This is a genomic window from Catenuloplanes atrovinosus, assembly GCF_031458235.1.
Classification (GTDB): Bacteria; Actinomycetota; Actinomycetes; order Mycobacteriales; family Micromonosporaceae; genus Catenuloplanes; species Catenuloplanes atrovinosus.
The window spans coordinates 3,152,183-3,171,128 of sequence record NZ_JAVDYB010000001.1 but is presented as its reverse complement, the minus strand read 5'-3'; the positions used below and the strand labels follow the sequence as shown (position 1 = coordinate 3,171,128).

Below are 18,946 nucleotides of genomic sequence, written 5' to 3'. Positions count from 1 at the left end.
TCGCGTGGAGGAGATCGACCGGGCGATCGTGACGGCGCTGACCGCGGACGGGCGGCTGTCGTACACGGACCTCGCGGAGCGCGTCGGACTGTCCGTGTCGGCCGTGCACCAGCGCGTCCGCCGCCTCGAGCAGCGCGGCGTCATTCGCGGCTACACCGCGCGCGTCTCCTACGAGGCGCTCGACCTCCAGCTCACCGCGTTCGTGGCGATCCGGCCGTTCGACCCGTCGCAGCCGGACGACGCGCCGGAGAAGCTCGCCCACCTGCCCGAGATCGAGTCGTGCTACTCGGTGGCGGGCGAGGACTTCTACATGCTGCTGGTCCGGGTGGCCAGCCCCGGCGAGCTGGAGCGCCTGCTCCAGCAGATCCGCACCGCGGCGAACGTGACCACCCGTACCACCGTGGTGCTGTCCACCCCGTACGAGGGACGCCCGCCCGCGGTCAGCGCGAGTTCCACTCCAGAATGACCGGCCGGCCGTGCTCGAACCCGAGCCGGCACAGCGTCGCCGTGTCCAGCCGCAGCCGCCCGCCCACGCGTACCGGCTCCTCGATCCACCGGGCACCCACCACGCGCAGCGCGTGACCGTGCGCCACCAGCGCGACGTCACCGTGCTCCAGCGCCGCCCGCGCCTTCGCCAGCACCCGGTCGATGCGTGCGCCGATCCGCTCCGGTGACTCGCCGCCGGGCACGCCGTCCGTCCACAGGTACCAGTCCGGGCTGGTCTCGTGGATCTCCTTCGTGGTGATCCCCTCGTAGTCGCCGTAGTCCCACTCGGCCAGATCCTCGACGATCTCGGTCACCCGGAGGCCGGCCAGCTCCGCGGTCCTCCGGGCCCGCACGCGCGGGCTGCACAGCACCTGCGCGAACTCCCGCCCCTTGATCCTCTGCCCGATCGCCCGCGCCTGCTCCTCCCCGACCGGGGTGAGCGGAATGTCGGTGCTGCCGGTATGCCGCCCGGCCACACTCCACTCGGTCTGCCCATGCCGTACCAGAACGATCTCCGCCATGATCCCTAGTCAACCAGAGCCTCCCGGCCCGCGCCTTCGGCGCGGCCCTCACCGGAAATCCAGCTAGCCTCCTAGGATGCCGTAGGCGGGGTGATGCGGCAGGCGACCGGGGAGTGGCGCTGGTGCTCGCGGAATCGTTGCCCGGGCATCGGCCAACTCGCCGACCAGCCCGGCTCGCCGCTGCTCGTGGCGAGCCGGGCTGCGCGGCGAGCAGCGGCGTCGACAGCCGCGTGCGGCGATCCGGCCTCCCGCTGCCCCCAACCCCAACCCCGCGTTGATCTAGGGCGTATTCCCGTACGTTGATCTCCAATCACGCGAATGCGGCCTAGATCGACGCGATTGGGGGGTGCGCGGGACGCGCCGGTGGTGGGCGGGCGTGGTCAACGGCCAGCGGGGAGCCGGGTGGTGGGCGCGGCCAGCAAGGCACAGGACGGCGGAGCGACACAGGACAGTGAATCTGACGACGGCGGAACAGGGTCCGGGCGGGCGTGGTCGGCAGGCCCGCCACCGTCGGTACAGGCGAGCAGGCGGCTGGGGATTCAATCTAGCTTCCTAGGACGCACTACACGTGGTGCTCCGCACCACAAGGCTCTGAAAAGCAAAAACGTGCCTTCGGCACCGATGACCAAAGAACATCTTTTGTTTGCCGGTCGCGCGGGGGAGAGAAGGCGAGGGGCGGTGCGGCGACGCCACCGACGATGAGCGGCCACGGGCCGTGGCGGCCGCCGCGCGAATCCGCCGGGCGGTGAGCACGCGAAGGACGCGTCGGGGACGCGCTCGCTGATCGAGGGGACGGCACACGTACGACGGGGGCTCGGACAGGTGAATCCGGACCCCCGTCGTATGTGGATCGTCGTATTCTCGGCGCCATGTCCGGTGACCTGCGGCGTGTGCGGGAGTTGGCCGCGGCGGGCGACGGCCGGGCGCTGGCCGCCGAGTTGGTCGGGCTGGCCGTGCGGAACGGTGACGTGTGGCGGCAGGACGCGGCCGCGGTCCGTGCCGTGGTGTGGCGGTTGTCGCCGGCGCGCCGGCATGCGCTGATTCTGGACGTGGCGGAGCTGGCCCCGGTGCACGAGGTCGTGGGGTTGCTGGGCTGGCTGGGGTACGGCCTGGAGGCGGACGCGCTGTCCTGGCGCGCGGGTCTGATCCTGATCGAGGCGGCGTCCGCGCGGATGACCGCGTTCGTGGACGATCTGGCGGTGTTGGCGCGGGTGGCGGTGCGGGAGACCGGGGTGGTGCCGCCGGGGCTGGTGGCGGTGATGCGGCGGACGGAGCGGTGGCTGGGGCGGGGTGGGACGTCGTTGCGGCCGTGGCTGGCGTCGGTGGCGGAGCCGTTGAACGCCGGTGAGGTGTGGGCGGAGGCGGCGAACGCGGAGTGCCCGGATCGGCGGTTGCTGGGTGCGGCGCTGGAGGTGTCGGGTCCGCGGCCGGGGGTGGGGTGGTCGCGGCGGGTGGCGGTGCTCGCGGATGAGTGGGGGGTGGTGGGGTGCCGGAGGCTGGTGCACCGCTGGTGTGGGCTGGTGCCGGCGGGCCGGACGATCGTGTTGCGGCGGGCGGCGGATGAGCCGGATTGGAACGGGGTGCTGGATCCGTACAACGCGCGGGCTTTGCGGGGTTTGTTGTTCGTGCTGACGGTGTTGCCGGTGGATGAGGGGGATGTGCCGGTGGCGGGTGGGCTGGGGGAGTTCGCGGCGCGGAAGGTGCCGGGGCACGGGCCGCGGAGTCAGGTGGTGGCGTACGCGGCGGTGCGTGCGCTGGAGTCGTTCGGGTCGGTGGCGGCGTTGCGAGAGTTGGAGCGGTTGCGGGCGTTGGGTTTGGCGCGGGGGGTGGCGGGGCGGTTGGATGCGGCGATCATGCGTCGGCGTGCAGCACGTGGGTGAGGACGCGGCGGGTGATGTCGGTGTCGGTGCCGGTCCAGAGGGTGTCGAGCCAGGGTCCGGTGAGGAGTCCGACGAGTGTGGGGGTGCCGTCGGCGTCGGTGGCGTCGAGCCATTCGCTGATCGATCCGGTGGCGGGGCCGTGGATGCGGAAGTATGCGGTGGCGGGCCAGAAGCGGGTGGTGGCGCGGATGATGATCTTTTCGACGCGTCCCATGCCGAGCCGGGTGAGGGCGAGGCGGTGTGGTGCGGGTAGTGGTGGGGTGATGGTGATGGCCGGGAGCGCGCCGATGGGGACGGTGACGATGACGGCGTCGCAGCGGAGCGTTCCGTTGATGGTGACGTGGTCCGGGAGCAGGTCGATGGTGTGTACCGGGGTGCGGAGCGTGATGTCGAGTCCGTCGGCGAGGTGGGTGACGAGGCGCTGGTAGCTGCCGATGATCCATCGGTCGCCTTGGCCGACGCCGGGTTCGAAGCCGTGGCGGGCGCTGAGCCAGTCGAGTGACACGCCGGTGTCCATGGTGATCTCGGTGTCGACGAGGCGCCGGAGTTCGTCCGGGGGCGTGGGCCAGGCGGCGAGGACGTCGGCGACGGAGGCGTGTTCGGGTGCGGTGGCGAGGCGTTGGCGGAGCGTGTCTTCGAGTTCGGGGTGTCCGGAGCCGAATTCGGTGGGTACGACGGGGAGCGCGAGTTTTTCGGCGAGGCGCGCGAGGATGTTGTCGTCGTACTGCTGGAGCCAGTTGGCGCCGAGGTCGAAGGTGAAGCCGGCGAGGTCGATGCCGGTGGTGCGGCCGCCGATGCGGTCGCGGGCTTCGAGGACGCGGGTGGTGATGCCGTGGTCGCGCAGGCGTTGGGCGGCGCCGAGGCCGGCCATGCCGGCGCCGACGACGGTGACGTGGCGGTGTCCGTGGGTGGCGGCCCAGTCGGCGGCGGTGATGCCCTGTTCGTAGGCGCCGTGGGTCATGCCGGCGCGGGTGGGGTGGGTGGCTTCGCCGGCGATGCGGAGGCGGTCGTGGACGGGGGTGCCGAGCGCGGTGCGGTCGGCGGGGGTGCCGTGCCGGCCAATGAGGCTCCAGGCGCCGCGGGTCCAGGGGTCGTCGGCCCAGTGGGTGACGGCGCTGGCGATGATCGGCATGGGCGGACGCTAGCAGCGGGTGGCCCAGTGGGCGCGGCCTTTTTCGGGGAGTGTGTCGATCGGGTCGTAGTAGGGGTAGCCGGTGGTGACGGTGTCGTCGGTGAGCGGGGTGCGGTAGTTCTTGGTCCAGTGTGAGATGCCGAGGACGCGGTCGTAGGCGGCGGCCATGTGGACCCAGCGTTTGCCGACGTAGGGGACGTCGCAGACGATCCGTGGGGTGGCGTATCCGGGCAGGTAGCCGAGGATGTCGTGCTGGAGTGTCTGGGCGTGGTGGAGGGGGAGCCGCCAGTGTTCGGCGCCGGGGATCATGTCGCAGAGGTAGAGGTAGTAGGGGAGGATGCCGGCCTCGCCCTGGAGTGCGAAGCAGAGGTCGAGCAGGTCGTCGGCGGTGTCGTTGATGCCGCGGAGGAGGACGCCCTGGTTGCGGACGTCGCGGATGCCGGCGGCGAGTGCGGTGTGGGTGGCGCGGGCGACGAGTGGGGTGAGTGTCTGTGCGTGGTTGACGTGGGTGTGCAGGGCGAGGTTGACGCCGCGGCGGGCGGCGGTGCGGGCGACGCGTTCGAGTCCTTCGACGATGTGGGGTTGGAGCCAGTGTTGGGGGAGTGCGGCGAGGGCTTTGGTGGCGAGGCGGATGTCGCGGATGGTGTCGAGGTCGAGGAGTCGCATGAGGTAGGTCTCGAGGCGGGGCCAGGGGATGTTGGCGAGGTCGCCGCCGGAGACGACGATGTCGCGGACCTCGGGGTGGTGGCGTAGGTAGTGGAGGTGGGCGTCGTGGCGGTCGGCGGGGGTGAGGGTGAGTTTGAGTTTGGTGACGGCGGGGGTGTTGGTGCCGACGAGGTCCATGCGGGTGCAGTGGCCGCAGTACTGGGGGCAGGTGGCGGTGAGTTCGGCGAGGACCTTGGTGGGGTAGCGGTGGGTGAGTCCTTCGGCGGCCCACATGTCGTGTTCGTGGAGTGAGTCGCGGGTGGACAGTGGGTGGTCGGGGATGCGGTCGGTGTGGAGGGGGAGCATGTAGCGGCGGATGGGGTCGGCGCGGAGGGCGTCGGTGGTGGTGGGGCCGTGGGGGACCATGGTGTTGAGCATTTGTGGTGGTAGGAGCATGGGCATGGTGGCGGTGCGGGCCTGGTCGGTGGCGAGGTCGTCGTAGAAGGTGTCGTCGGCGAGGGGGCCGAGGACGTGGTGGAGCTGCCGGATGTTCTTGATGCAGTGGGCGCGTTGCCATTGGGCTGATTCCCATTGGTCGCGGGTGATGTGGCGCCAGCCGGGGTAGCGGGTCCAGTCGGGTTCGGTGAGGGTGCGGCGGGTGTAGGCGTAGGGCTGCCGGGTGCTGGTTGGGGTGTGTGTCACGACGCCTCCAGCGAGTGTTTTTTCTTCCGTACGGCGCAGACTACTGGAAATCTTCCGGCGTTCAGAATATTCTGCCGTAAGTTTTCTCGTCGGAGGTGGATGCGGTGTGGGTTCCGGGTGGGCGCCGCGTCCTGGAGCCGGTGGGCGTGCTGCCGCAGGCGGCCTGGCGGCTGGATGCCGAGCCGGAGATCGCGCCGGACGAGGTCCGGGTGCGGGTGGAGCGGCTGAACCTGGACGCGGCGAGTTTCCGGCAGCTGCGGGAGGCGCACGGCGACCGGGTGCGTGACGAGGTGCTGCGGATCGTGGCGGCGCGCGGCAAGATGCACAATCCGGTGACCGGCTCCGGCGGCATGCTGATCGGCGTGGTCGAGGAGGTCGGGCCGGAGGCGACGCTGCGGGTGCGGCCCGGCGACCGGATCGCGACGCTGGTCAGCCTGACGCTGACGCCGCTGCGCCTGGCGGACGGGCTGGCGCGGTGGGACGGCCGGTCGGAGCAGGTGCCGTGCGACGGCCACGCGATCCTGCACGGGCGGACCGTGGCGGCGGTCCTGCCCGATGATCTCGATCCGCGGCTGGCGCTGGCGGTGCTGGACGTGTGCGGCGCGCCCGCGCTGACCGCCCGGGTGGTGGCGCGCTATTCGCGGCCGACGGTGGCGGTGCTCGGCGGTTCGGGGAAGTCGGGGTCGTTGTCGCTGGTCGCGGCGAAGGGGGCGGGCGCGGTGCGTACCGTGGCGGTCTGCCCGGACGAGGCGGAGGCGGCGCGGGTCCGCGGGCTGGCGGACGAGGTGGTGGTCGCGGACGCGCGGGATCCGGCGGCGGTGGCCGGGCGGGTGCGGGCGGACGTGACCGTGGTGTGTGTGGACGTGCCCGGCTGTGAGCACGCGGCGATCCTGGCGACCGCGGACGGCGGCACGGTGATCTTCTTTTCGATGGCGACGAGCTTCTCCGCGGCGGCGCTCGGGGCGGAGGGTCTGGCCGCGGACGTGACGCTGCTGATCGGCAACGGCTACCTGCCCGGTCACGCGGAGATGGCGCTGGGGCTGGTGCGCGCCACGCCGGGCCTGCGGGAACTGTTCGCCGCCCGGCTGCGGGCAGACTGTGCGTCATGAGGATCCTCTACCGTGGCGGGACCGTGTACTCCGCCGCCGACCCGCACGCGACCGCGCTGCTGGCCGACGGCGACCGGATCGCCTGGCTCGGCGACGACGCGGGCGCGCCGGCCGCGGACCGGGTGGTCGATCTGGACGGCGGGCTGCTCACGGCCGCGTTCGTGGACGCGCACGTGCACACCACGTCGACCGGGCTGAACCTGGCCGGGCTGGACCTGACCGGCGCCCGGTCGGCCCGGGAGGTGCTGGACGCGGTGGACAAGGCGGCGCGGGACCTGCCGGCCGACGGTGTGCTGCTCGGCCACGGCTGGGACGAGTCCACCTGGGAGTCGCCGGCGCTGCCGTCCGCGCACGAGCTGGGCGTGGCGGCCGGCGGGCGGCGCGTCTACCTGTCGCAGGTGTCGGTGCACTCGGCGCTGGTGTCGTCGGCGCTGCTGGAGGCGGACCCGACGATCCACGCGGCGGCCGGGTTCGACTCGTCCGGCTGGCTGCGCGTCGACGCGCACCACACCGTGCGCGATCTGGCGCTCGGCTCGGTCGGCCCGGCGCAGCGGCGCGCGGCGCAGCGGACCGCGCTGCGGCACGCCGCGCGGCTCGGGATCGGTGCGGTGCACGAGTGCGGCGGCCCGCGGATCTCCAGCGAGGACGACTTCGCCGAGGTTCTCGCGGCCGGTGGGCCGCAGCGGGGGCATCCGGAGGTGTTCGGCTACTGGGGCGAGCTCGGCGCCGCGGCGAAGGCCAGGGAACTGGGCGCGGTCGGCGCGGGCGGTGACCTGTTCGCCGACGGCGCGCTCGGGTCGCGCACCGCGTTCCTCGGCCACGACTACGCGGACGAGCCGGGCAGCCGCGGGCACGGCTACCTGAGCGTCGACCAGGTGCGCGACCATCTGCTCGACTGTCACGCGCACGGCATGCAGGGCGGTTTCCACGCGATCGGGGACGCGGCGATCGCCGTGGTGCTGGCCGGGATCGGCGAGGTCGCGGCGCGGCTCGGCATCGAGGTGGTCCGGGCGGCCCGGCACCGGATCGAGCACGCGGAACTGCTGGACCGGACGCTGATCGCGCGGATGGTGGAGTACGGGGTGGTCGCGTCCGTGCAGCCGGCGTTCGACCGGCTGTGGGGCGGCGGGACGCGGATGTATGCGGCCCGGCTGGGCGTGGAGCGGGCGCTGACCGCGAACCCGTTCGCCGCGATGCACAACGTCGGCGTGCCGCTGGCGTTCGGCTCGGACGCGCCGGTGACGGCGCTGGACCCGTGGGGCGGCGTGCGGGCCGCGGTCGCCCACCACACGCCGCACAGCCGAATGGGCGTGCGCGCCGCGTTCGCGGCCCACACCCGCGGCGGCTGGCGGGCGCTGCCCGGCGCGATGGCCGGCGGCGCGGTCGAGCCGGGCGCACCGGCCACGTTCGCGGTCTGGGACGGCGTCGGCGGGCTGGACGCCGCGATCGAGGCGACGCCGGCCTGCCGGCGCACGGTGGTGCACGGGGTCACGATCCACGAGGAGTAGTACGGAAGGGGTGCGATGGCCGGGAAGCTGAACCTGGACCCGTCGACGGTGGCGCGGGCGCGGGCGCTCGCGGCCGAGGCCGGGCGGCCGGTCGTCGAGCTGGCCCGCACCCACACCACCGTGTCCGTGGAACGGGCGATCCTGCGGCTGTGCGGCCTGACCGGCGCGGACGCGGACGGCACGCCCTGGGTGAACCGGCTGACCGACCGGATCGCCGGGCAGACCGGGCTGGAGCACGGCGTGCTGCTGCCGGCGCTGCACGCGCTGCGCCGGTTCCAGCCGCTGTCCGCGCCGGCCGCGTCGTTCGGGGACGGCCTGCGGCGGCTGGCGGAGAAGCCGGTCGACGTCGCGCTGCCCACCGGCCGGGACCTGGCGTCGGCGCGGGGCACGGCGGCCCGGCTGGCCCGGCGCGCGGTGCGGCGGCTGGACGCGGCGCGGGCGACACGCGACAGGCTGATCCGGCGGTACGGGGACGCGCCGCGCCGGCCGTGGATCTACCTGATCGTGGCGACCGGCGACATCCACGAGGACATCCCGCAGGCGGTCGCGGCCGCGCGGGCCGGCGCGGACGTGATCGCGGTGATCCGGTCGACCGGGCAGTCGCTGCTGGACTACGTGCCGGAGGGCGCGACCCGGGAGGGGTTCGCGGGCACGTACGCGACGCAGGAGAACTTCCGGCTGATGCGGGCCGCGCTCGACGGCGTCTCCCGGGACCTCGGCCGGTACGTGCGGCTGACCAACTACGCCAGCGGGCTGTGCATGCCGGAGATCGCGGTGCTGGCCGGGCTGGAGCGGCTGGACATGATGCTCAACGACAGCATGTACGGGATTCTGTTCCGCGACATCAACCCGATCAGGACGTTCGTCGACCAGCGGTTCTCCCGGCAGATCCACGCGCGCGCCGGGATCATCATCAACACCGGTGAGGACAACTACCTGACCACCGCGGACGCGGTCGCGGAGGCGCACACCGTGACCGTGTCGCAACTGCTCAACGAGTACTTCGCGCACGAGGCCGGGCTGAGCGACGCGCAGTTGGGGCTCGGGCACGCGTTCGAGATCGACCCGGACCTGCCGGACTCGCTGCGGCTGGAGACCGCGCATGCGCTGCTGGCCCGCGAGCTGTTCCCGGACGCGCCGCTGAAGTGGATGCCGCCGACGAAGCACATGACCGGCGACGTGTTCCACGGCAATCTCCTCGACGGCATGTTCAACCTGGTCGGTGCGCTGACCGGGCAGGGCATCCTGCTGGTCGGGATGATGACCGAGGCGGTGGTGACGCCGTGGCTGTCCGACCGGGACGTCGCGCTGCGCAACGTCCGCTACGTGCTGCACGCGGCCGGGAACATGGCGGAGGACTTCGTGCCCGCACCCGGCGGTTTCGTGCAGCGGCGCGCCCACCAGGTGCTGGCGGAGGCGGTGACGCTGCTGGAACGCATCGCCGGCGAGTCGCTGCTGACCGCGATCGCGCACGGCACGTTCGGCATCATGAGACGCCCGCCGGACCGGGGGCGCGGACTGTCCGGTGTGGCCCGGGTGTCGGACGTCTACTACAACCCGTTCGCGGAGCTGCTGTCATGAGCGAGCGTGCGAACGAATCGTTGGCTCAGCGCCGGCCACGCCGGAACCGCAGCCGTGAAGGGAGTCCGGCATGAGCGACGTGGTGCGGCCGTACGGGGACACGTCCGGGGACGGGATGGTGCAGACGTCGTTCACGCTGCCCGTGCCGGCCGGGAGGCGCGCCGACGGTGCCGCGCTCGCGCTGGCCGCGGCGATGGGCCTGGACCCGGCGATGCTGGTCCACGCCCGGCCGGTCGGCGACGGGCACACGTTCTTCGTCGTGTACGGACGGGTCCGGCACGCCGTCGACCTCGACGCGGTGCGGGTGGCCGAGCGCGACTATCCGTTGCTGTCCGCCGCCGCGATCAACACCGCGATCCGGCGGCGGCTGCGCCGCAAGCTCACCGTCGTCGGCGCCTGCATCGGCACGGACGCGCACACGGTCGGCATCGACGCCATCCTCAACGTCAAGGGCGTCGCCGGTGAGAAGGGCCTGGAGTGCTACCGGGAACTGGCCGTCACCAACCTCGGCGCGCAGGTTCCGGTGCCGGATCTGGTCGCCGCCGCGGCCGGCGCCGACGCGGTCCTGGTCTCCCAGGTCGTCACGCAGCGCGACGCGCATCTGCGTAACGTGCGGGAGCTGTCCGCCGCGTTCCGGGCGGCCGGGCGCCGGCCGCTGCTGATCGCGGGTGGCCCGCGCTTCGACGAGTCGATGGCCGCCGACCTCGGCGTCGACCGGATCTTCGGCCGCGGCACCACACCCCGCGAGGTCGCCTCCTACCTCGTGCACCGGCTCGCGGAGCCGCGATGATCGGGACGACCGTGAGCCATCGCCGGTACGTGGCCGACGGGCACTACGGCGGCGGGCTCGTCGACGGCGCGTACGCGCTGGCGCTCTTCGGTGACGTGGCCACCGAGGTGTGCATCCGCACCGACGGCGACGAGGGCCTGCTGGCCGGCTACGCCGACGTGCGGTTCCTGGCGCCGGTCCGGGCCGGGGACGTGGTCGAGGCGACCGCCGTGGTCGTCGCGGCCGGCGCCCGGTCCCGCACGCTCGACCTGCGCCTGACCGTGCTGTGCCGGGCGCGCCGCGACGTGCGCCCGTCCGCCGCCGAGGTCCTCGACCCGCCGCTGCCGGCCGTCACCGCCCGCGCCACCGTCGTCGTCCCCTGACCGGGCGATCAGGACGTGGGGAAACGAAACCAAAGAGAAAGCAAACCCCGGTTGACGGGGAACCGACCCGGACGCGTAGAGTTCTTTAGTCCATACGCGGGCAGGCGACTCCACGTTCGCTCCAGCCCCTTCGTCCGCTGGCCGACCAGGCCACGCAGGCGGGGGTCGGCGGGGCGGCGCGAACCGGGGGCGTCGCCGGCGGAACGAACGGCGAGGAACGCGCGGCCAGTAGACAACGGCCATACGGGGGCAACCAGCCGTCGTGAGGTCGGTCCGAAGGTCTCGTCACCTCGTCCGACGCGCCGGACCGCTCTGGGCCAGGGAGCAGCGGGGCGCGGCCGAGCACGGCCGGGCCCCGCTTTCTCATCCACGAGGACCGGGCGTCCCGATCGCCGGGAACCGGCCCGCCTCGTTGTGCCTCACCCCCTCGGCGGTGCCGGGCGGTACCCTTGAGCGCCGCGACGACGAGAGCATCAGGTGAGGCACGGGTGACCATGGTCGACACAGCCGGCGCGCCGGGCGGGGAGCCCGAGGCCGGCACGCAGCCCGCCACCACGTCCACGCACCCCGCCATCCGGCCGCTGTGGGCGTCGCTGCTCACCGCGGTCGCGGCCGGCGTCGCGCTGCTGCTGTCGTTCCCGCCGTACGGGCAGTGGTGGCTCGCCCCGGCCGGTGTCGCGCTGCTCGCGGCCGCGATCCACGGCCGGCGCGCGCGGGCCGGGGCCGGGCTCGGGTTCGTCACCGGCGTGGTGCTGTTCATGCCCATGCTCAGCTGGACGAACCTGCACACCGGCTACCTGCCGTGGACGCTGCTGTCCGTCGCCGAGGCCGGTTACCTGGCCGCGATGGGCGCGGCGTACGCGTTCGCGGCGCCGCTCGCCGACCGGCGCCGGGCGCTGACCCCGCTGCTGATCGCGACGCTGTGGGTGGCGCAGGAGGCCGCCCGCGCCCGCACCCCGTTCGGCGGGTTCCCGTGGGCGAAGCTGGCGTTCGGGCAGGGGGAGGTGCCGCTGCTGCGGTGGGCCGTGATCGGCGGCGCGCCGCTGGTCACGTTCATGGTCGCGCTCACCGGCGGGCTGCTCGCCACGGCCGTGCTGACGCTGCTGCGCCGCGGCGTGCGCACGGCGCCGGCCGTACCGGTGGCGTGGGTCGCCGGCGCGGTGGCGGCCGCGGTCGCCGGGACGCTGGTGCCGACCGCGACGCCGTCCGGGGACACCGTCACCGTCGCGTTCGTGCAGGGCAATGTGCCGCGGCTCGGCCTGGACTTCAACGCGCAGCGGCTCGCGGTGCTCGACAACCACGTGCGGGGCACGCTCGCGCTCGCCGAGCGGGTCGCGGCCGGCCGGGAGAAGCAGCCCGATCTGGTGGTCTGGCCGGAGAACGCCAGCGACGTCGACCCGCTGCGCAGCCGGGTCGCGGCCGACCAGATCACCCGCGCGACCGAGGCGATCGGCGTGCCGATCCTGGTCGGCGGCGTCACCGGCGGCAGCACCGACAGAACCGTGCGGAACATCGGCGTGCTGTGGTGGCCGATCGGCTCCGGCGGCGGCAAGACCGGCCCCGACCTCGACCAGCTCTACGCCAAGCGGCACCCGGTCCCGTTCGCCGAGTACATCCCGATGCGCACGATCGCCCGGATGGTGAGCAAGGAGGTCGACCGGGTCAGCCGCGACTTCGAGGCCGGCGCCAGGCCCGGTGTCGTCGACAGCGGCGCCACCGTCATCGGCGACGTCATCTGCTTCGAGATCGCCTACGACGACGTGGTCCGCGACGTCGTCACCGGCGGTGCGCAGATCATCGCGGTCCAGACCAACAACGCCACGTTCAACACCGCCGAGGCGGAGCAGCAGCTGGCCATGGTGCAGCTGCGCGCGGTCGAGCACGGGCGGCACGCGCTGATGGCGTCCACGGTCGGGGTGTCCGCGTTCGTCGCCCCGGACGGGCACGTGCAGGACCAGACCGAGTTCAACACCGCCGCGGTCGTGGTCCGGGAGCTGACCGAGAGCACCGAGCGGACCGTGGCGACCCGGCTGGGGTACTGGCCGGAGCTGCTGCTGACCCTGCTCGGCCTGGGCCTGCTCGCCGCGGCGGCGGTGGTCCGGCGGCGGCGCACCGCGGCATAGCGGGCTCACAGCGGGACATCAGGAACGCGTGGCATGCTGTCGATGAGAGTTGTTCGGCGCCGCGCTGAACGATCCTCGGTGGCAACCTTTCACATAGGGAGACAGCCATGCAGGCCACGCCGGTGACCCGTCCGCGAAGCCGGCTGCGCACCTGGGCGCCACTCGGCCTCGCCGGGCTTGCGGTCGCCGAGATCGCCGTGTTCATCCTCATCGCGCAGCAGATCGGATACCTGCTCACCATCCTCGTCGGCATGGCCCTGTCCATCGTCGGCGCCGCCGTTCTGCGCCGCGAGGGGCTGCGCGGCTGGCGGCGGTTCCGGGAGGCGGCCCGCAGCGGCCGGCACCCGGGCACCGAGGGCATGGACGGCGTGGTCGGCATCATCGCCGGGCTGCTGCTGTCCGTCCCCGGTTTCATCACCGACCTGATCGGGCTGCTGCTGATCGTCCCGCCGGTCCGGGTGCTCACCCGCAACGCGCTGATCCGGCGCACCGAGCGGCGGATGACCGCGGCCCAGGCCGGTGACCTGTTCGGGCCGCGCCGGGTCCGGCCGGCCAACGACTACGCGCACGCCGGCACCGCCGCACCCGCGGCCGGCACCGCCACCGGGCCGGAGCCGGGCAGGGCGGCCGGCGGTGACGAGGTCATCGAGGGCGAGATCGTCTGAGCGCACACGAAAGCCCTCCACCGTACGGTGGAGGGCTTTTCGATGTCGTGCGGGTCAGGCGACCTGGCCGCGACGGGCCCGGACCTCCTGCAGACGCTCCTGGAGAATGTCCTCCAGCTCCGCGATGGAGCGGCGCTCCAGCAGCATGTCCCAGTGCGTGCGCGGGGGCTTGACCTTCTTCTGCTCCGGCTCCGTGCCGTCGACCAGCCGGGCGACGCTGCCGTCGAACTTGCACTCCCAGGTGATCGGGACCTCGGCGTCGACCGCGAACGGAACCTCGAAGCGGTGGCCCTTCGCGCACAGGTACTCGCGCGTCTGCCGGGGCGCCAGCTCCGTGTTGCGGTCGGACTCGTAGCTGACTGCGCCCAGACGGCTGCCGCGCAACATGCGCTCGCCCATGAAGCTTCCCCTCGCTCGGTGCTGATCTTGCTTGTACTACAAGGTATCGATGGTGTGCAACCCGTGCCCAGGGTGTGCAACGAGCCGGCCGCCCCGACGATTCCCCTCGGATCGGCTGTTGTGTCGGCAGTGTTAACGGTATTGAGGGTAACCGGCCGGTAGACGGTTCGTCGATCTAGGGCAAACCGCCCGGTACGGCCGTTGCATACATGACTACCCCGAATCGGCGCCGCCATTCGTCGCCCGGGTGCCGAGGTTCGCCAGCGCGGACGCCAGGTTCGACACCTGACCGGCCAATTGGCCCGCGTGCGCGACCGCCGCGTCCCGCTCCGCGCGGACCGCGTCGAGCTGCGCCGTCAGCTGCGCGACCTCCCGGTCCCGGGCGGCGAGCGCGTCCGCGACGGTACGGGCGCCGGCGAGCTCGGCGGTGAGTTGCGCCACCCGGGCGGTCTGCCCGGCCAGTTCCTCGCGCACGCGCGCGGTCTCCGCCTCCCGCTCGCCGATCCGCCGGACCGCGTCCGCGGTCTCCCGCCGGGCCCGCGCGGTCTCCTCGCGGGAGGCGGCCAGCGCGTCCGCGGACTCGGCCAGCCGGGCCTCGGCCGCGGTCAGCGACTCCCCGGCGCGCTCCAGCTCCGCGGCGAGCGCGGCCCGCGCGGCCTTGACCGTGTCCAGCTCCCGGGACAGTTCGTCCTGGTAGCGGCGCTCGGACTCCAGCTCACGCCGCAGCGCCAGCGCCTCGGCGCGCGCGGTGTCCCGGTCGTCCTCGGCCTGCCGGCGCAGCGCCTCCGCGCCGGTCGCCCGCTCCTCGGCCGCGACCCGCGCCGCCCGCGCGTCCTGCGCGGCCCGGTCCGCCGCGGTGGCCCGGTCGTGAGCGGCGTCGGCGCGGCGCTTCTGCTCCGCGGCCCGCTCCTCGGCCGCCGCGGCCGCGTGCTCGGCCAGCGTCCGCGCGGTCCCGGCCGCCTCCGCCTCCTCGCGCGCCTCGTCCCGGGCCGAGTGCGCGGCCGCGACCTGCGCGGCCGTCTCCGCCCGCACCTCCGCCAGCTGCCGCTCCACCCCGGCCGGGGACAGCTCCGCGTGCAGCGCGTCGCTGAGCGTCTCCACCAGCTGATCCAGCCGGTCGACCGCCTCCCAGGTGCGGGCCACCTGCCCGGCCAGGCCCGGCGCGCTGCGCTGTCGCATCCGCGACGCGCGGGACGCGCGCTGGCACTCGCCGTCGTTGTCCCGGCAGTAGCGGAACGGCCGCCCGGCGCTCGCCCGCTGCGGCACCGGCCGGCCGCAGTGCGCACACGGACGCGTCGTCTCCTCCGCCTGCGTCTCCATCGCGGCCGGAGTCTAGCGGCAAAGTGTCGTACCCCCGTGGAAGGCTCACGGGTGTCGGAATTCGGGCCCGCCCGGCAAACCGACTTGACCTGTAGCCGGGGTGAGGTTCTACGGTCCGGGGCGTGAAGACGGTCCAGGGGGGACAGACATGGTGAGCGAATCGGCCCGGCGGTGCCGCGGCATGGGGGATAGCGGTGGCACGGGCGCATCATCGGCTCGGCGCCGCCCACGGTGTGACCGCGGCGTTGGGGGAGATCCGGCATGAGCATGGAGATGACGGCGTGGAACTCGCTGTACCACGCGATGAACGCGCAGCAGGGGAAGAAGCCGTTCAGCAAGGCCACGCTGCGGCGCATCCTGGCCTTCGCGCGACCGCACCGGCGTAAACTCGCCGCGTTCCTGGCGGTCGGCGTGGTCACCGCGCTGCTCGCGGTCGCGGCGCCGATCCTGGCCGGGCGCGTGGTCAACGCGATCGTCGACGGCGCGCCCTTCGACACCGTCCTGGTGCTCGCGATCGCCATCGGCGTGATCGCGATCTCGGAGGCCGCGCTCGGCATGCTCAACCGCTGGCTGTCCGCCGGCATCGGCGAGGGGCTCATCCTCGACCTGCGCACCGCCGTCTTCGACCACGTGCAGCGGCAGCCGATCGCGTTCTTCACCCGCACCCGCACCGGCGCGCTGGTCAGCCGGCTCAACAACGACGTGATCGGCGCGCAGCGGGCGTTCTCCGACACGCTGTCCGGCGTGGTCGGCAACACCGTCACGCTGATCCTCACGCTGATCGTCATGATCGGCATCTCGTGGCAGATCACCCTGATGGCGCTGGTGCTGCTGCCGGTGTTCGTGCTCCCGGCCCGGCGGATGGGGGGCCGCATCGCCCGGCTGGAGCGGGAGGCCGCCGCGCACAACTCCGCGATGAGCACGCAGATGACCGAGCGGTTCTCCGCGCCCGGCGCCACGCTGATCAAGCTGTTCGGGCGGCCCGCGGACGAGTCGGCCGAGTTCGCCGCGCGCGCCCGCCGGGTCCGCGACATCGGCGTGCGCACCGCCATGGTCCAGTGGGCGTTCATCACCGCGCTCACGCTCGTCTCCACGCTCGCGCTCGCGGTCGTCTACGGCGTCGGCGGCTTCTACTCGCTGCGCGGCCAGCTCGACCCCGGTGCGGTCGTCTCGCTCGCGCTGCTGATCACCCGGCTGTACGCGCCGCTGACCGCGCTCGCGTCCGCCCGCGTCGAGGTGATGAGCGCGCTGGTCAGCTTCGACCGGGTCTTCGAGATCCTGGACCTGCGGCCGCTGATCGAGGAGCGCACCGACACCCGCCCGGTCCCGGACGGGCCGCTGTCCGTCGAGTTCGACCGGGTGCGGTTCTCCTACCCGTCCGCGGACAAGGTCTCCCTGGCCTCGCTGGAGGAGGTGGCGGTGCTGGACACCCGCGGCGGCACCGAGGTGCTGCACGAGGTGTCGTTCACCGCCGCGGCCGGCGAGATGGTCGCGCTGGTCGGCTCGTCCGGCGCGGGCAAGTCCACGATCGCGCAGCTGCTGCCCCGGCTGTACGACGTGGACGCCGGCGCGGTGCGGATCGGCGGCGTCGACGTGCGCGACCTGTCCTTCGCCGACCTGCGAGACACGCTCGGCCTGGTCACCCAGGACGGGCACCTGTTCCACGAGTCCGTACGGTCGAATCTGCTGCTGGCCCGGCCCGAGGCCGGCGAGGACGAGCTGTGGGACGTGCTGCGCCGCGCCCGCCTCGACGACCTGGTCGCCTCGCTGCCGGACGGGCTGGACACGATCGTCGGCGAGCGCGGCTACCGGCTGTCCGGCGGCGAGCGGCAGCGGCTGACCATCGCCCGGCTGCTGCTGGCCCGCCCGCGCGTCGTGGTGCTGGACGAGGCGACCGCGCACCTGGACAACACGTCCGAGGCGGCGGTGCAGGCCGCGCTGGCCGAGGCGCTGGCCGGGCGGACCGCCGTGGTGATCGCGCACCGGCTGTCCACGGTCCGCGCGGCCGACCAGATCCTGGTCGTGGAGGCCGGCGACATCGTCGAGCGCGGCCGGCACGAGGAACTGCTCGCGGCCGGCGGGCGGTACGCGGAGCTGTACCGCACCCAGTTCGCCTCCGCGACCGGCGACGCCCCCGAGGAGGCCGCCGTGCCCGCGTAGGCGCGTGGTCAGCGTCACGTTCCCTGCCGTTACCGGAGCGTATGCGCGACAGTATGTGCGCGGTCTGCCACTCTCAGGACTTCCGGCCCTGGTGTGTGGCGGGCCGGGCGGCATGACATCGCACCGGCGGAGGCGGACGTGAGCGACGTGACGGCACCCGACACCCTCCGTACCCCGGCCGGGGTACTCGACGATCTGATCGCCGGCAACGAGCGCTTCGTCGCCGGCGTCAGCGTCCACCCCAACCAGGACGCGGCACGCCGGGCCACGCTGGTCGACGCGCAGGCGCCCAAGGCCGTGCTGTTCGGCTGCTCCGACTCCCGGCTCGCCGCCGAGATCATCTTCGATCAGGGGCTCGGTGACCTGTTCGTGGTCCGTACCGCCGGGCACGTGATCGGCAGTGAGGTCCTCGGCAGCATCGAGTACGCGGTGTCCGTGCTGCGCACGCCGCTGATCGTGGTGCTCGGCCACAACTCGTGCGGTGCCGTCAAGGCCGCCCGCGAGGCCGACGCGACCGGCGCGTCCCCGACCGGTCACCTGCGCGCGGTCGTCGACGCGCTGATCCCGAGCGTGCAGTTGTCCGCCGCGCGCGGGGTCACCGACGTCGACGGCATCGTCGACGTGCACATCCAGAACACGGTCGACCGGCTCCGGGCGAACTCGGCCCCGCTCGCCGCCGCGGTCTACGCCGGCACCTGCGCGATCGTCGGCATGTCGTACCAGCTCGGCGCCGGCCGCGCCCAGTTGGTCACGCCCGACCCGCGCTGACCCTCACCTCGCGGAGACCGCTCCCGGCCCACCGGCCGGGGGCGGTTGTCGTTGTGCGCGGCCCCGGACCGGCGTATTGTCAGACCGACGGTCGGTCTGGTTATGAAGCGAGGACTCGTGGCACGGACGGTGGACCCGGTGGCGCACTCGACGCGGCGGGACGCGTTCCTCGACGCGGCGCAGCGGATCATCCAGACCAAGGGCTACGAGGCGCTCAGCATCCAGGACGTGCTCGACGCGACCGGCGCGTCCAAGGGCGCGTTCTACCACTACTTCGGGGGCAAGGCCGCGCTGCTCGACGCGATCGTCGCCCGCATGGTCGACCAGGGCGCGGCGCGGTTCCCACCGCCCGGCGGCAGCGCGCTGCACCGGCTGGACGCGGTGTTCGGCGGGCTCGCCGACTTCAAGGCCGGGCAGAAGGACCTGATCGTCGCGATGATCCGGGTCTGGATGTCCGACGAGAACGCGGTGGTCCGGGAGCACTTCCGCCGCCGCGCCATCGCCGCGATCACGCCGGTGCTGGCGGAGATCATCCGCCAGGGCGCGGCCGAGGGCGTCTTCGCGGTGACGGACCCGGACGCCACCGCCGCCGTGTTCGCCGCCATGGTCCTCGGCGCGAACGAGGCCACCACCGCGCTGATCGGCGAACACGCCACGTACGAGCAGGTCATCGACCGGCTCGGTGCGTTCGGCACGGCGTTCGAGCGGGTGCTCGGCGCCGCGCCGGGCGCGCTGCGGTTCGACCGGCGGCTCGACGCCGTCCGGGAATGGTTCGATGCGATCGCCTGATCACCT

Annotated in this window: 17 protein-coding genes; 12 read left to right on the top strand and 5 right to left on the bottom strand. The window is 73.3% G+C overall.

The features are described from left to right. The first annotated feature begins 4 nt into the window (after nt 1-4). Complete coding sequence (locus tag J2S41_RS14195; RefSeq protein WP_310367832.1) at nt 5-466, top strand: Lrp/AsnC family transcriptional regulator; 462 nt, start codon at nt 5-7, stop codon at nt 464-466. Here the strand turns inward: J2S41_RS14195 and J2S41_RS14190 are convergent. Continuing rightward, on the bottom strand, nt 441-1,007 hold the full coding sequence (locus J2S41_RS14190; protein WP_310367829.1) for a histidine phosphatase family protein: 567 nt from the start codon (nt 1,005-1,007) through the stop codon (nt 441-443). The two genes, J2S41_RS14195 and J2S41_RS14190, sit on opposite strands and share 26 nt — an antisense overlap. 869 nt (nt 1,008-1,876) lie before the next feature. Between J2S41_RS14190 and J2S41_RS14185 the strand changes: the two genes are divergently transcribed. Continuing rightward, nucleotides 1,877-2,887 (top strand): hypothetical protein, encoded by a 1,011-nt coding sequence (locus J2S41_RS14185; protein WP_310367826.1) that lies wholly within the window; start codon nt 1,877-1,879, stop codon nt 2,885-2,887. Here J2S41_RS14185 and J2S41_RS14180 read toward each other — a convergent pair. Further along, nucleotides 2,859-4,019 carry a flavin monoamine oxidase family protein gene (locus J2S41_RS14180; RefSeq protein ID WP_310367823.1) on the bottom strand — a complete coding sequence of 387 codons (1,161 nt, stop codon included), beginning with the start codon at nt 4,017-4,019 and terminating at the stop codon, nt 2,859-2,861. The two genes, J2S41_RS14185 and J2S41_RS14180, sit on opposite strands and share 29 nt — an antisense overlap. A gap of 9 nt (nt 4,020-4,028) precedes the next feature. Then, the gene (locus J2S41_RS14175; RefSeq protein WP_310367819.1) at nt 4,029-5,366 is read right to left on the bottom strand and encodes a KamA family radical SAM protein; all 1,338 of its coding nucleotides are present in this window, start codon (nt 5,364-5,366) and stop codon (nt 4,029-4,031) included. 104 nt (nt 5,367-5,470) lie between these two features. Between J2S41_RS14175 and kdd the strand changes: the two genes are divergently transcribed. From kdd to J2S41_RS14140, 7 genes are all read left to right on the top strand, one after another. Further along, complete coding sequence (gene kdd / locus J2S41_RS14170; protein WP_310367817.1) at nt 5,471-6,475, top strand: L-erythro-3,5-diaminohexanoate dehydrogenase; 1,005 nt, start codon at nt 5,471-5,473, stop codon at nt 6,473-6,475. Next, the gene (locus tag J2S41_RS14165) at nt 6,472-7,983 is read left to right on the top strand and encodes an amidohydrolase (protein ID WP_310367814.1); all 1,512 of its coding nucleotides are present in this window, start codon (nt 6,472-6,474) and stop codon (nt 7,981-7,983) included. Before kdd ends, J2S41_RS14165 begins: the two co-directional genes overlap by 4 nt. A 15-nt stretch (nt 7,984-7,998) precedes the next feature. Continuing rightward, a complete protein-coding gene (gene kamD / locus J2S41_RS14160) occupies nt 7,999-9,564 on the top strand; it encodes a lysine 5,6-aminomutase subunit alpha (RefSeq protein WP_310367812.1) in 1,566 nt (521 codons plus the stop codon). A 70-nt stretch (nt 9,565-9,634) separates the two neighbouring features. Beyond that, nucleotides 9,635-10,354 carry a lysine 5,6-aminomutase subunit beta gene (kamE, locus tag J2S41_RS14155; RefSeq protein ID WP_310367809.1) on the top strand — a complete coding sequence of 240 codons (720 nt, stop codon included), beginning with the start codon at nt 9,635-9,637 and terminating at the stop codon, nt 10,352-10,354. Further along, a complete protein-coding gene (gene kal, locus J2S41_RS14150; protein ID WP_310367807.1) occupies nt 10,351-10,716 on the top strand; it encodes a 3-aminobutyryl-CoA ammonia lyase in 366 nt (121 codons plus the stop codon). Before kamE ends, kal begins: the two co-directional genes overlap by 4 nt. A gap of 494 nt (nt 10,717-11,210) precedes the next feature. Further along, nucleotides 11,211-12,839 (top strand): apolipoprotein N-acyltransferase, encoded by a 1,629-nt coding sequence (gene lnt, locus J2S41_RS14145; protein WP_310367805.1) that lies wholly within the window; start codon nt 11,211-11,213, stop codon nt 12,837-12,839. 107 nt (nt 12,840-12,946) lie between these two features. Further along, a complete protein-coding gene (locus J2S41_RS14140) occupies nt 12,947-13,504 on the top strand; it encodes an FxsA family protein (RefSeq protein ID WP_310367804.1) in 558 nt (185 codons plus the stop codon). Between the two features lie 54 nt (nt 13,505-13,558). On the opposite strand, the gene J2S41_RS14135 is transcribed toward J2S41_RS14140, so the two are convergent. Both J2S41_RS14135 and J2S41_RS14130 read right to left on the bottom strand, forming a co-directional pair. Next, complete coding sequence (locus tag J2S41_RS14135) at nt 13,559-13,903, bottom strand: RNA polymerase-binding protein RbpA (protein ID WP_306829562.1); 345 nt, start codon at nt 13,901-13,903, stop codon at nt 13,559-13,561. Nucleotides 13,904-14,116: 213 nt separating this feature from the next. Continuing rightward, nucleotides 14,117-15,223, bottom strand: coding sequence for a serine/threonine protein kinase (locus tag J2S41_RS14130; RefSeq protein ID WP_310367799.1), 1,107 nt, complete (start codon nt 15,221-15,223; stop codon nt 14,117-14,119). A gap of 261 nt (nt 15,224-15,484) precedes the next feature. Here J2S41_RS14130 and J2S41_RS14125 point away from each other — a divergent pair, with 261 nt between their 5' ends. The 3 genes from J2S41_RS14125 (at nt 15,485) to J2S41_RS14115 (ending at nt 18,940) form a co-directional block, all read left to right on the top strand. Next, nucleotides 15,485-17,383 carry an ABC transporter ATP-binding protein gene (locus tag J2S41_RS14125; RefSeq protein WP_310367796.1) on the top strand — a complete coding sequence of 633 codons (1,899 nt, stop codon included), beginning with the start codon at nt 15,485-15,487 and terminating at the stop codon, nt 17,381-17,383. Nucleotides 17,384-17,521: 138 nt separating this feature from the next. Next, on the top strand, nt 17,522-18,151 hold the full coding sequence (locus tag J2S41_RS14120; protein WP_310367793.1) for a carbonic anhydrase: 630 nt from the start codon (nt 17,522-17,524) through the stop codon (nt 18,149-18,151). A 117-nt stretch (nt 18,152-18,268) separates the two neighbouring features. Continuing rightward, complete coding sequence (locus J2S41_RS14115) at nt 18,269-18,940, top strand: TetR/AcrR family transcriptional regulator (protein WP_310367791.1); 672 nt, start codon at nt 18,269-18,271, stop codon at nt 18,938-18,940. Nucleotides 18,941-18,946 lie beyond the last annotated feature (6 nt).

What these genes read in the sequence shown, in the direction of transcription:
- J2S41_RS14190 (WP_310367829.1), bottom strand. Translation starts at nt 1,007, where the DNA reads ATGGCGGAGATCGTTCTGGTACGGCATGGGCAGACCGAGTGGAGTGTG.
- J2S41_RS14185 (WP_310367826.1), top strand. Translation starts at nt 1,877, where the DNA reads ATGTCCGGTGACCTGCGGCGTGTGCGGGAGTTGGCCGCGGCGGGCGAC.
- J2S41_RS14180 (WP_310367823.1), bottom strand. Translation starts at nt 4,019, where the DNA reads ATGCCGATCATCGCCAGCGCCGTCACCCACTGGGCCGACGACCCCTGG.
- J2S41_RS14165 (WP_310367814.1), top strand. Translation starts at nt 6,472, where the DNA reads ATGAGGATCCTCTACCGTGGCGGGACCGTGTACTCCGCCGCCGACCCG.
- kamD (WP_310367812.1), top strand. Translation starts at nt 7,999, where the DNA reads ATGGCCGGGAAGCTGAACCTGGACCCGTCGACGGTGGCGCGGGCGCGG.
- kamE (WP_310367809.1), top strand. Translation starts at nt 9,635, where the DNA reads ATGAGCGACGTGGTGCGGCCGTACGGGGACACGTCCGGGGACGGGATG.
- kal (WP_310367807.1), top strand. Translation starts at nt 10,351, where the DNA reads ATGATCGGGACGACCGTGAGCCATCGCCGGTACGTGGCCGACGGGCAC.
- lnt (WP_310367805.1), top strand. Translation starts at nt 11,211, where the DNA reads ATGGTCGACACAGCCGGCGCGCCGGGCGGGGAGCCCGAGGCCGGCACG.
- J2S41_RS14140 (WP_310367804.1), top strand. Translation starts at nt 12,947, where the DNA reads ATGCAGGCCACGCCGGTGACCCGTCCGCGAAGCCGGCTGCGCACCTGG.
- J2S41_RS14135 (WP_306829562.1), bottom strand. Translation starts at nt 13,903, where the DNA reads ATGGGCGAGCGCATGTTGCGCGGCAGCCGTCTGGGCGCAGTCAGCTAC.
- J2S41_RS14130 (WP_310367799.1), bottom strand. Translation starts at nt 15,223, where the DNA reads ATGGAGACGCAGGCGGAGGAGACGACGCGTCCGTGTGCGCACTGCGGC.
- J2S41_RS14125 (WP_310367796.1), top strand. Translation starts at nt 15,485, where the DNA reads ATGAGCATGGAGATGACGGCGTGGAACTCGCTGTACCACGCGATGAAC.